Origin of the sequence: Microcoleus sp. PH2017_34_RAT_O_A (assembly GCF_020737885.1) — a bacterium.
GTDB lineage: Bacteria > Cyanobacteriota > Cyanobacteriia > Cyanobacteriales > Microcoleaceae > Microcoleus.
On the sequence record NZ_JAEQDD010000113.1, the window covers coordinates 22,458 to 34,512 of the forward strand.

The following is a 12,055-nucleotide window of genomic DNA, read 5'->3' on the forward strand; positions in this document are numbered from 1 at the left end:
AACTGGTAACGAGTAAAATTCTCTCTCTTTTTCTTCAGTCTCGCGTTGCGCGGACTTTGTTTGTATAGCCGCGAATTCTATTCGCCGGGAAATTGCGGTTGAAACACATTTGATATTATCGGATTTTAAAGATTATCCATTTACCTTGTTTATCTACTATTTCTCCTTCAATGTTGGGATGCCAATCGCTGCGAGTCAGGATATAATCGGCATGATATTTTTGGGCTACTTTGACTAAATCCGTACTGCTGCGACGGCTGAATAAGTCGTTCCCTCCCCAAATCATTTGCGGATTTAAGGGAACTCCTAAAACGGCTTCCATGCGATTTTGCCACTCTTTGATTCCTGTTTCTGTCAAGGGAAAGTTCTTAAAATTAACTACTATAGCTCGCTGAGAGTAAAACTGGAAGCTGGTAACTGAAGGTGGAATTAATATGAGTGCATCTTGATTGCTAATTTGCGAAAAGTGTAAAGCTAATCTGTTTAAGTCGTCGCTGGGAACTACATTAATATTAACTCTTTTTTGAAAGGTTTCTAACATTGGCTTTGGTAAAATTCCTGCTACTCCAAAAACTAAGATGGCGGTAGTTGCCAAGGCTAAAATATGGGTTACTATTTGTGTGAGTGGTGTAGATATAGATGTTTGTTCTAAAATGAAAGGCAAGGCAAGAATTGAAAAGAGGATAGGTATGCCAATTAGGCGATTGCCGATTATTTCCCACGAATCAGTCACCGGATATATCAAACTAACAATTAACGTTACTGCTGTAAAAATCCACAGCAATATATTGTATCTCTTGGGAAATACGTAATTTCTGGTTTGCCAAACTGATAATCCGAGGAAAATTACACCTCGAAAAGGCAAAGTCAGTACAGATAGCAGCAACAAGCTAACAGCTATTTTTTTATTTGTGTAAAGCTTCTCGATGGTTAAACTAACAGCAATAAATATAATTAACTGAGCAAATGGAACGGTTCTCGCCAATTGCAGTTTGGCGATTAAAGCCAGCGGGTAAACTTCTACAAATACGTAGTTTAGGCACAGTGCGAAAATTGACGTGCTAACAATTATGTAAAAATTAATCTTGTCTTCTTTTTGGAGTAAGTCGGTATTTTTGATGCACAGCAAGCCGCCACTGATGAAACATATAAAGTTGAACCAATTCCCAATAGTCCAATTTGACGGGAGGATGTGGTGAGGATTGCGGACTTTGGCGTGGATGAATACAAACTCGGCATTGTCGATGGTTTGAGTGCCGGTAGTACCTGTCAATAACATGGGTACGTACACTATACTTGACATTGCTGCTAAAAGTGCGATCGCCCAAATCAACGTTTTGAACTGTCGCTCTCTTACAGATTTTATCAGTAAAACCGGAACCATCATCAATCCCGGCAGCAAACCCACTAAAAATTGCAGCAAACAAGCCAATCCAAAAAAGAAATATCCTGTCAGCCATTTCTGACGCAAACTAAAATAAATTCCCCAGATTGCGACACCCATTGCGAAGGTACTCGGTACTGATTTTGTGGAAAATATCAGCGTGTTTCCCACATCCGTAAATGATGCGGCTAAACACAAGAAACTCATTGCTGCTACGGGCAGTTGTGAATTAGTATATATTCTGATAATTGCCCGACAAGCTAGGATAACTGAACTAAAGGCTAGGAATTGATAAATAAAATGTACTAAGGGGATGCTTAACCCTAGGCTTGCTAACAAATAAATGATATGATAATAATAGTATCTCGGATTTAATTTAACCATTTCCTGAACGTGATAGTCATTTTTGTAGAGTTCAGGATTGAGCAGGGATTGGATTTGTGGCAATTCGGGAAAGTTGCCTCCTATCGGGAACTTATACCCTACTGCTATGAATGAAGCGATGATGATAACAGTATAGAGAGATAGATTAAAATTCCTGTTTGATTTTTCAGTTTTCTGCATTGACGGTTCATTTTTTTTGAGCTGATATTAAATATATTTGTGAAGGGGCTTTTTTGTGAGCCGCAGAGGCGCAGAGGATTCAGAGGAGGAAAAAGAGCGAAAGCAGGATCGAATTTATATCTATAGTTTTTGTAGGATGGCTTAACCAGTATATGTAACATAAGCCAATACTGTTCAGTTAAACAAGCAATTGCTCCGCGCGCACATCAGTTAATCGAGAAGCGTCATAGTCTCTGCGATTGCTTCGCTCGCTCGCAATGACATCCTTTGCTAACTTAACCAGTATCTGTAATATAAGGTAGAGATTTAATAAATCTGCTCCTGCCGGAATATTGCAAATGAAATCACTAGATATGATATCACGGACTGGGACGATCGCTATTTCGGGTTTTGCTACAAAGGCAGGTACTGCACGCAGTTAGCTAAATCTTCAGATTCGTTAACCTTAGCGATGATTTCCAAGTCACGAATACAATCACCAACAGTTACACTTTGTTGGTGAGCGTAGATGACGCCAGCAAAATTTATTCCTTCTTGCTGGCGACGGTTTGCTATGGCTAAAAAATCCTCATCTTGGGTAAAAACAACGCGCTGAAGCTCGGCTGCGCGATCGAGTATAATAGTGTCGGGCATACCTGTTCTACCGTCGTCTTGAACCGTCAGAACATCTACATCCCGAAACTGCAATCCCACCGTAATTGCCAAGTGGATATGTTCGTCCATATATAGCGCTATGCTCATTTAATTAGTCCCTGGGCACGCAGTTTCTTAGCCAAAGCAGATTCGCCAGCCTCTAATCGCAACTTTTCGGCATACTCAAACCTGCGCTGCATATCTGCATCAAGCTCTTGTTTGTGATCCCAATAATAAGCAAAAGCAGAATGAATTTGGCTCATTGTCAAATAGCGGTGGTTGAGGTGCAACTCCGCTGGACTCCACCCGTAAGCGATATGAGCTTGTACTAATTCAATCACTTTCATTGTGGTTCCGGCGATGAGAGGAACGTTCTTCTCATCTAATTCCACATATTTGTATTCGGTTGCAGTTAGCGGCATAATTTACCTCGTTAATGAATGCAATTTAATTATACTCAAAGGACTTTAGTCCTTTGAGATGAGGACTAAAGTCCTCACTACAAACACGCAACTGCACATCACATAATATCAAAACAAAACCCGCAACAGCGGGCTTTCCAGGATTTTCTCGGACAGGGATTTCCTATGTTAAACCACTGGTTTCAACCAGTGGATTAATCCTAATAACCAGGCTCTTCCTCGTACTCAGGAGTCTTAGTCTTCTCAGGGATATTCACCCGAGGAGCCTGGTAAGGCTTCGATGCTTCATCGTCAGCCCAAGCATCCGCCTCCACATCATCCTCGTACTCGTACTCCACCACGACAGGCTCCTTCGGGCGAGAAACCTGAGGGCTGTACTGCTTCTCTTCGTACTCGTCTTCCTCGTAATCGTCCTCGCCGCCCCAATTATCCTCTTCATACTCATCATAATCGTCTATCTGCTGAGGCTGCGGCATCGCGCGCATCTGCTGCTGTCGTACCGGTGGGCGATTCCACTGGGAATCCTCATCCCAAGGAACCTCTTCTACCACGGGTGCTGCTACTCGGCTTCGCATTTCCGGTGCAGGAATCCGCACGCCCGGGCCCAATTGATGGTCTGTAGCCACAGGTTTGGGATAATAGCCTTGTTCCTCCTCGTCGCGTTCCCAAGGTGCTTGTCCCAAACCGACGCGCTCTAGCAAACCCACGCTAAGCTGCCTCAGCCTTTCCTCGGAACCTTCAAATACAATCAAGCGGTTGGGGCCACTGCTGACAATTTCTTCAATCCCCAACTCGTAGGTACTGAGAACTTGGTCGGGGATTTGGGGGATTCCGAGGGAAGCGATGACGATAGAAACTAATTTACCGTCTTCCGGGTCGAATCTAAAGCCCCGCACCCTTCCCAAAAGTTCGCCGGTTTCGGTAATCACTTCGCTGTTAATCAAAATGCTGTAGACTTCAACATCGACATCATCTTCGATCGCACTTTCATCTTCCACCAACAGCACGTCGCCAATTTCGCTGACATTACTGAGGAACATAAACTTTGGTAGTCCAGCGATCGCAAATATATTATCACGCAGACCGATCGCCACAACTTCCCGGCGATCGATGTCTACCCACAATTGACTAACTACACCCAGGCGTTTACCTCTGTCGCGGGTGATGACTTGAGTGCCGAGAATATCGGAGCGTTGGCAGATTTGTTCTGATGTCATTCTAAGTTTAATCCTGATTTATTGAGTACATATATTACTGAACACGTTCATCACCAGACGCTCCGGGACTACAACTTCAGTCCTATGACTTGAGTATAAGCTCCCCGTGCTTGAGTAACACCAATTGTACGCTCAGCCGATTGAATCATAGGTCGCCGCAAACTCACAACAATAAACTGGGCTTGTTCAGACTGTCGTTTTATCATTCTAGCCAATCGCTCCACATTTGCCCCATCCAGAAACATATCCACTTCATCAAAAGCGTAGAACGTAGACGGGCGGTAGCGTTGCAGCGCAAAGATAAAACTCAGCGCCGTCAGCGACTTTTCGCCTCCCGACATGGAAGCCAGCCGCTGAACGGGTTTCCCCTTCGGGTGAGCGACCAAATTCAAACCGCTGCTGAAAGGGTCTTCCTGGTCATCTAGCTGAAGATACCCGTCACCTTCGGAAAGTTCCGCAAAGATAGTCTGGAAGTTCTCGTTAACCGCATCGAAAGCTTCTTTAAAAGCGCGCCGCCTGAGCGTGGTAAAATTTTCGATTCTCAACAAAAGTTCAGTGCGTTCTCCTGCCAATGTCGTCAATTTTTGACTCAATTCTTGCAGGCGTTCTTGAGTGCGGTTGTACTCTTCCAATGCTAGCATATTCACCGGTTCTAAAGCTTGAATGCGTTTGGCGATCGCCTTTACTTCTTGCTGCAATTCCGTCAAATTGGCTTTCTCTACATTTTCAGGAATCGACGGCACCGGATCGGGCATTTCCGCTCGCTGCGTTTCCATGAGAGTGCGGACGGCGGCTAATTGTTCCCGGCGTTCTTGCTGAGTTTCGTGCAGTTTTTGCAACTGCCATTGTAACTGTTGTTTTGCCAAATGTTGCTCTCGCAGTTGCGATTCCGCGCGATCGCGTTCTCCCTTCTCCAAACCCAATTTCTCCTCAATTTGGGCCAAAGCCGCCTTAGCTGCTGCAATCTGTGCGTCTAGTTCTAACTGCTGCGAAACAATCCGGTTTACAGCATCAGTTCCCGCATTTTGCTGCACTTGCCATTCCTGCAATTTCTCGCTGCCTTCCTTAATTTTCTCTTCCAAGCGCCCGAATTGATTTTGCAAGTCTCCTTGGCGCTGCTGGGCGTTTCTCAGAGCCAATTCGCGCTCTTGCAGTTGCGCTTCTTGAGCGCGCAAACCCGACTGCATTTGCTGCCATTCGCTGTGACTGTTCGACTCTTCCAACTGCGCCAAAGTTTGGCGGTACTGCTGCAATTGAGTTTCCTGTGCGGGCAATTCCCTCGCAAGCAACTGCAATCGCGATCGCGAATCAGTCAATTCCTGAGTATTTTTAGCAATTTGCGATCGCACTTGTTCTTGTTGCGCTTGCAAATTCTTTATTTCCGACTCCAACTGTTCCAAGCGCAACTGATGTTCGCGCAAATTCTGCTTCGCCTCCATCAATTCTTGACTGCGAGTTTTGACAGCAACAGCAGCGCGATCGATCGCAATTTTGCACCGTTCCAAAATCCGCTCAATTTCCTCAATACGTTCTTGCAAAGCAGCAATTGTCCGCGCTTCATCCCCAGCATCACTAGCATCAACCGTACCAAAATGCAAGGTAGATCTATTAGTAGAACTTCCCCCAGTCATCGCGCCGCTAGTTTCCAGAATTTCCCCATCCAAAGTGACAATCCGGTACTGTCCCAAATAGCGGCGGGCATCAGTAAGATTGCTAAACACCACCGTACTGCCAAAAACGTAAGCAAAAATCTCCTGATAGCGCGCATCGCACTCAATCAAATTCACAGCCGCATCCAGAAATCCAGCCGCCCGTCGCAAATTTTCATTCACCGAAAACCTGCCGCCCCTAATCTTATTCAAAGGCAAAAACGTCATTCTTCCCGCCCGTTTTTGCTTCAACAATTCGATCGCAGCAGCACCCACACTGTCATTTTCCACCACCATATTACCCATGCGGCCGCCCGCCGCAATTTCCAGCGCCAACTGAAAGCGCGGTTCCACCCTGCCCAGTTGAGCCACCAAGCCACAAACTCCGCCAATTCCGCTTTGTGCGATAATTTTTGCAGTAAACGTGCCGCTCGCTTCTTGCTGGGCTTGAAACTGCACTTCTAGCTTATCTAACTTGCGCTGTCTTTCCCGCTGTTCTTCCAGCAAACGAGTTTGAGTTTCCTGTTGCAATTGCAATTCTTGTTCGGCTGCGACTACAATCTGATTCAGCGATTCTACTTGCAAAGCCGCAACTTTTTGGGTTTCCCCAAGACTTGATTGCTGAACTTTTTTTGCTGTAATTTCCTGTTCCAATACTTGCAGCGATTGGTTTTGTTCTTGAATTTGACTTTGCAGGCGATCGGCTCTTTCGCCAATAGTAGCTTGTTCGGTGCGCTGCGGCTCCAAAGTTTGCTGAATTGTCTCGATTTGGCGGTGCAGTTCCGTTTGTTGCTGTACCCAAACTTCGGCCGTCGAGGCGATCGCATTTGCAACTTCCCGACTCTGATCTAAACTTTGTTGGGCGGCGTCGCGCTGTTCCTGAAAAGTACCTATTTGAGACATCACATAGGATATTTCAATCTCAATTTGCTCCAAACTTTGCCGAAATTGCCGCACTTCTTCCTCAGTTTGTGCTATATTAGCCGCCATTTGTCCAGCAGTTGTTTCCAAATCCTGTTTGCGATTTTGGAGTTGCCGCCGTTCCGCTTCCTGAGTGGCAATACTTGCTTGCAAAGCCAACAATTCCGACTCGCCCAAAGCTTTAACGCGAGCATTCAGCGCGTCAAGTTCAGCGGTTGCAGCTTGAATTTGGGTGGTAATGGCTTGCAATTGTTCGGTGAGAGATGTAGAATTGCGATCGCCCGTTTCGATTTGTTCGCGCAGTTTCCACTCTTGCTTTTGCAACTGACGGAACTTGAGAACAATTTCCCACTGCGACTTCTCTTGAAATTCCGCCCGCAACTTTTGATATTTTTCCGCTTTTGCGCGATCGTTCGCCAGTCTATCGCGCTGAGAAATCAGTTCTTTTTCGACAATCCCGCTGCGTTCTTCAACTTCCTTAACTTCATCCAACTTCTGCCGTGCGAGAGAGATTTTGCGATCGAATTGAGCCACACCTGCCAATTCATCAATAATTTCGCGGCGTTCCTTAGAATTCATCGAAATAATGCTAGTAACGTCTCCTTGCAAAACAACGTTATAACCTTCGGGATAAATTCGCAAACGGTTAAGTTGTTCGTGCAGTTGAGTCAGCGTGCAAGGTGCGCCATTAATGTAATAATTTGACGTATAAGTTCCTTGACGAGTGACTCGGAGTTTGCGCGTCACACTCCACTCATCCGATTTTGGATTTTGGATTTTGGATTTTCGATTGTTAGCGAGTAGTTGTCCGTTGTTTTCTTGACTGGTGGCGATTTCTATTTCTTCGACTTCTTCAACAGATAACTCATCCGATTTTGGATTTTGGATTTTGGATTTTGGATTTGATGATTGTCCGTTGTTGTCTTCAGTTTCTGGAATTTCGACTGCTTCTACGTCTTCTGCTTCAACAGACTCAACAGACAAATCATCCGCTGCCTTTTCTACCTCATCCTCATCCTCATCTTCATCCTGAGCGAACCATTCATCACCCACATCTTCCAGCGCAAAAGTAGCAGTCACGCTAGCCTCAATCGTACCGCGCTTATTTTGGGCGCTGTTCACCAAATCCGGCAAACGTTCAGCCCGCATTCCCTTAGAAGTCGAAAGTCCCAGACAAAACAGCAAAGCATCGAGGATATTGGACTTCCCTGAACCGTTGGGCCCGGAAACCACAGTAAAACCAGGCAGCACGGGAATGGACGTTGTGCCGCCAAAAGATTTAAAGTTAGTTAGTTCGATCCGCTTAATGTGAACCATTTGCTAGCACTAACTTTGGCTCTAGGGTGTTGTCACAGGTTAGCACAGGCATTGGGGCGATCGACAACGTGCGAACTTCTCGGCATTGTCGATCGAATTGACATCCTACACCTTTGTCGATCGTCCCATCGGCCCGTACTACAAAATAGCTTATTGAGAATAGCACCACATCTGCATCTCGATCGACAACCACAAACAAAAGTAAATCTTGATACAGATAACTCCATAGGACTTGATCGATATTATTCGTGCGATCGTAACCTGAAACCCTCACCCAGCCACAATGGGAGCAAGTATAATACCAGGAATTCTTAACATCCCCCCTGGACATATAAAAACTTTCCGGTAAAATCGAACCAAAATTAACTCAATTGGCGTAAGTCCCACGCTGTAATTGTACTCAATTCAGCATTGGGATATAAGCTAAGCAAGGTCTATGAAAAAAAAGCGACAATTTCCTCAAAAGTCTAAGATATAAGTGGTTGCGACCCACCCACTCGACTGCAAACAACAGGCTACAGTAGCAGTAAAATGCTTGGCCCCGGACAACTGCGAGAGAAAAGGGGAAAGAGCAGACCGCTGGTTGGTAAGGTACGTCCCACCATAAAATATAATCCAAGTTTGTTGTACGAAAATAGTTTTTTGCCTTGGGAAACAGGGCTTCTGCGTGGATTCCCTAGGTCGGGATAAAGGCCGTAAAAAGCCAGAGATGCTGTGTCAGACTTGGATCGTCTTCAGTGACGAATACCCAGAAATGGGTATACCCAACAGAGCAACGGCAAACGATACACGAAGCCCGAACTATAACGGTATTTCGTTTAGTTTGGGTATTTCACTAATGTATAAAGTAACGAAGCGCATTATGGAGGGCAAACCCATTACACCAGCTCAAAACTCATCTAACCTGTCCGCTTCACCAGAAAGCGACCAACAAGTATTACAAATTTGGGGTCGCCAGCCCCTGAAAGGACACGTCAAAATCAGCGGCGCCAAAAACTCGGCCTTAGTAGTCATGGCAGGAGCTCTACTATGCCCTGACGATTGCCACATCCGCAACGTTCCCGCATTGGTCGATGTCGCCCGCATGGGGCAAATTCTCTCGGCTGTAGGAGTCAAAGTACAGCAGAATGGCGATACTTTAGACATCAACGCCAGCAACCTCCTGGATGCTCAAGCCCCCTACGAATTAGTCAGCCAACTGCGGGCGAGCTTCTTCATCATCGGGCCCCTGCTAGCGCGTTTGGGATTTGCCAAAGTGCCATTACCAGGTGGTTGTGCCATCGGCGCCAGGCCCGTAGAACTCCACGTTCGGGGCTTGCAAGCCCTTGGTGCCGAAGTCCACATCGATCACGGTACTGTTAACGCTTACGTCAAAGGGCCGAACCGCCGCTTGAAAGGAGCCAAAATTTATTTGGACTACCCCAGCGTCGGCGCCACTGAAACTTTGATGATGGCGGCGACTTTAGCGGAAGGAGAAACCGTAATTGAAAACGCGGCTCAAGAACCGGAAGTCGTCGATTTGGCGAATTTCTGCCGTGCGATGGGAGCCAAAATTCAAGGCGCGGGCACAAATACGATCGTCATTTCGGGAGTTGAGAAACTCCACGCGGTAGACTATGCAATTATTCCCGATCGCATCGAAGCCGGAACATTTTTATTAGCAGGAGCCATCACTCACTCAGAAATCAGTTTGTCGTCGGTAATTCCCGACCACCTGACGGCAGTTATTGCCAAATTGCAGACAATGGGGGCGAAAATTATCGTAGAATCCGACATTGTGCGGATAGTTCCCGGCAAAATTCACACCGCCACAGACATCGAAACTCTGCCTTACCCGGGTTTCTCCACAGATATGCAAGCTCCGTTTATGGCTTTGCTGACGCTGAGCGAAGGAGACAGCTTGATCAAAGAAACCGTATTTGAGAACCGCTTGCGCCACGTAGCAGAACTCAACCGCATGGGCGCCGACATTCGCGTTAAAGGCAATGTCGCCGTAGTGCGCGGAGTCCCAATGCTGTCGGGTGCGCCCGTAGTCGCAACAGATTTGCGGGCTTCGGCGGCTTTGGTAATCGCGGGACTTGCAGCCGATGGTGTCACCACCATCAGCAGCTTGCAGCATTTAGATCGGGGCTACGAGCAGTTAGAGATGAAACTCCAAAAATTGGGAGCCAAGTTGCGACGAGTCAAAGAGGGTACAGACCCCGCGACGGCTGAGGCTCCTGTCAATCTCGTGCGATCGAGTTTAAACTGTTAGTTAGTAGTTAGTGGTTATTTGTTATTGGTTGTCGGTTATTTGCGGTGCCCGCTCGCTTAGTCGAAGGGTCGAAGAGTTATTATTTATTAGTTATGAGAACTAATAAATAATAAATAACAAATAACAAATAACAAATAACCACTGCCAACTGCCCAATGACCAACTGACTAAAATGTTAAACATCCCCCTCATCGGTTTAAAAGCAGACCAGTTTCGGCACCCGCTGGACTTGGAAGCCACCAACGCGCTCAAACAACTGCCCGGCCTGGATTTGATGGTGCGGCAGTTGCTGGGACAACTTGGCGAACAGTTTTTCATGCTCGAAAATCTGGCTTCCAGCGTCCAAGTCGGCGAAAATCAATTACCGCACCTGCATCAATTGCTAGTGGATGCTTGCAAAACTCTGGATTTGGAAGTACCGCAGCTTTATGTCCGCCAGCATCCGATGCCCAATGCTTACACCTTTGCGATGCGGGGAAAACAGCCGTTTGTGGTGATGCACACTTCGCTGATTGATTTGCTCACCGACGAGGAAGTGAAAGCCGTAATCGCTCACGAGTTGGGACATTTGAAGTGCGAACACGGAGTTTATCTGACTCTGGCTAATTTAATTGTATTGGCCGCCGGTCAAATTTCGCCTTTGGGAACCGTATTCGCCCAGGGTTTGCAGACGCAAATGTTGGAATGGTTGCGCTGTGCAGAATTTACGTGCGATCGCGCCGCCTTACTCGCCACCCAAGACCCCAGAGTGGTAGCATCAGTGCTGATGAAACTGGCCGGAGGTTCGCCGACGTTAGCACCGAAACTGAATCTCGATGCGTTTTTGGCGCAAGCGCGGGCCTACGACGACCTCAGTAGCACGGAACTCGGGGAAATGCTCAAGCAAGCTCAAACGGCTCAGTTGTCCCATCCTGTACCAGTATTGCGCGCCAAAGAGATCGATCGCTGGGCAAGTTCAAAAAATTATGAATCTTTGCTTGCAGAAAGTCGATCGGCGTGTTATGATGGTGAAACCACCAAAAAGGGCGGGTGGCGAAATTGGTAGACGCATCAGACTCAAAATCTGACACCGAAAGGTATGAGAGTTCGATTCTCTCTCCGCCCATTGCTCAGACAGCTTATGGCTACGCCATTTAGGAATCTCACTCAATCTCTGGTTGATGATTTCCGCTCATTTTTCGCTCATCTCGTCTTTCAGTTTAACGAAAAAAAAGAGGCATAACCGCCCCTAATGTTAAGATTTATGACCCGCCCTTAACCGGACGGGTTTTGTTTTGCCTGCCCCCTATTCCGGCGCTGGCTAGCCAAGCTGGGAATAGAGGGAGAACAGGTACAAAAAACCGCCCGGTTAAGGGCGAATAAGGTTAGGGAGGGGGGTTAGATGTCAAGGTGTAATCAAGGACAGTAAATCATCTATCTGTAGCCCATAAATTTCACTTACAAGTGCTAACGTCTCGGGCGTAATTCCGATTCTTACTAAAGCTTTGAGCGCACCTTCTAGAGGCAATTGGCGATTCGTCATGCTGTCTATTGTCGCGATACGAGTATTAGTTGCCTGATGCTTTGCATACACGGATTCATTCATTGCGATTGAGTGACCAAGAAAATGGGATACAAGCCCCGTCCTTTTAGGACGGCTTTTCTTGATTTCTAATATACTCTTTCAATACTTCTAAGGGTGCGGCACCAACGGA

Annotated in this window: 8 protein-coding genes and 1 tRNA gene; 3 read left to right on the top strand and 6 right to left on the bottom strand. The window is 46.5% G+C overall.

Translation table 11 applies throughout. The features are described 5' to 3' along the window. Positions 1 to 115: 115 nt before the first annotated feature. From JGK11_RS28310 to JGK11_RS28335, 6 genes are all read right to left on the bottom strand, one after another. The gene (locus tag JGK11_RS28310) at positions 116 to 1,948 is read right to left on the bottom strand and encodes a DUF6798 domain-containing protein (protein WP_293213783.1); all 1,833 of its coding nucleotides are present in this window, start codon (positions 1,946 to 1,948) and stop codon (positions 116 to 118) included. 393 nt (positions 1,949 to 2,341) lie between these two features. After that, on the bottom strand, positions 2,342 to 2,689 hold the full coding sequence (locus JGK11_RS28315) for a DUF5615 family PIN-like protein (RefSeq protein ID WP_293193411.1): 348 nt from the start codon (positions 2,687 to 2,689) through the stop codon (positions 2,342 to 2,344). Then, the gene (locus JGK11_RS28320; RefSeq protein WP_293185968.1) at positions 2,686 to 3,003 is read right to left on the bottom strand and encodes a DUF433 domain-containing protein; all 318 of its coding nucleotides are present in this window, start codon (positions 3,001 to 3,003) and stop codon (positions 2,686 to 2,688) included. Before JGK11_RS28320 ends, JGK11_RS28315 begins: the two co-directional genes overlap by 4 nt. Positions 3,004 to 3,203: 200 nt before the next feature. After that, complete coding sequence (locus tag JGK11_RS28325) at positions 3,204 to 4,220, bottom strand: PRC-barrel domain-containing protein (RefSeq protein WP_293185969.1); 1,017 nt, start codon at positions 4,218 to 4,220, stop codon at positions 3,204 to 3,206. Between the two features lie 68 nt (positions 4,221 to 4,288). Continuing rightward, the gene (gene smc / locus JGK11_RS28330; RefSeq protein ID WP_293213785.1) at positions 4,289 to 8,107 is read right to left on the bottom strand and encodes a chromosome segregation protein SMC; all 3,819 of its coding nucleotides are present in this window, start codon (positions 8,105 to 8,107) and stop codon (positions 4,289 to 4,291) included. Then, the gene (locus tag JGK11_RS28335; protein ID WP_293213787.1) at positions 8,094 to 8,438 is read right to left on the bottom strand and encodes a hypothetical protein; all 345 of its coding nucleotides are present in this window, start codon (positions 8,436 to 8,438) and stop codon (positions 8,094 to 8,096) included. The genes smc and JGK11_RS28335 overlap by 14 nt, the downstream gene beginning before the upstream one ends. 507 nt (positions 8,439 to 8,945) lie before the next feature. Between JGK11_RS28335 and murA the strand changes: the two genes are divergently transcribed. From murA to JGK11_RS28350, 3 genes are all read left to right on the top strand, one after another. Then, positions 8,946 to 10,361 (top strand): UDP-N-acetylglucosamine 1-carboxyvinyltransferase, encoded by a 1,416-nt coding sequence (murA, locus tag JGK11_RS28340; protein ID WP_293213798.1) that lies wholly within the window; start codon positions 8,946 to 8,948, stop codon positions 10,359 to 10,361. Positions 10,362 to 10,533: 172 nt separating this feature from the next. Beyond that, a complete protein-coding gene (locus tag JGK11_RS28345; RefSeq protein ID WP_293213789.1) occupies positions 10,534 to 11,406 on the top strand; it encodes a M48 family metallopeptidase in 873 nt (290 codons plus the stop codon). Then, positions 11,385 to 11,466, top strand: a tRNA-Leu gene (locus JGK11_RS28350). The genes JGK11_RS28345 and JGK11_RS28350 overlap by 22 nt, the downstream gene beginning before the upstream one ends. Positions 11,467 to 12,055 lie beyond the last annotated feature (589 nt).

What these genes read in the sequence shown, in the direction of transcription:
- JGK11_RS28345 (WP_293213789.1), top strand. Translation starts at nt 10,534, where the DNA reads ATGTTAAACATCCCCCTCATCGGTTTAAAAGCAGACCAGTTTCGGCAC.
- JGK11_RS28315 (WP_293193411.1), bottom strand. Translation starts at nt 2,689, where the DNA reads ATGAGCATAGCGCTATATATGGACGAACATATCCACTTGGCAATTACG.
- JGK11_RS28325 (WP_293185969.1), bottom strand. Translation starts at nt 4,220, where the DNA reads ATGACATCAGAACAAATCTGCCAACGCTCCGATATTCTCGGCACTCAA.
- JGK11_RS28335 (WP_293213787.1), bottom strand. Translation starts at nt 8,438, where the DNA reads ATGTCCAGGGGGGATGTTAAGAATTCCTGGTATTATACTTGCTCCCAT.
- JGK11_RS28310 (WP_293213783.1), bottom strand. Translation starts at nt 1,948, where the DNA reads ATGCAGAAAACTGAAAAATCAAACAGGAATTTTAATCTATCTCTCTAT.
- smc (WP_293213785.1), bottom strand. Translation starts at nt 8,107, where the DNA reads ATGGTTCACATTAAGCGGATCGAACTAACTAACTTTAAATCTTTTGGC.
- murA (WP_293213798.1), top strand. Translation starts at nt 8,946, where the DNA reads ATGTATAAAGTAACGAAGCGCATTATGGAGGGCAAACCCATTACACCA.
- JGK11_RS28320 (WP_293185968.1), bottom strand. Translation starts at nt 3,003, where the DNA reads ATGCCGCTAACTGCAACCGAATACAAATATGTGGAATTAGATGAGAAG.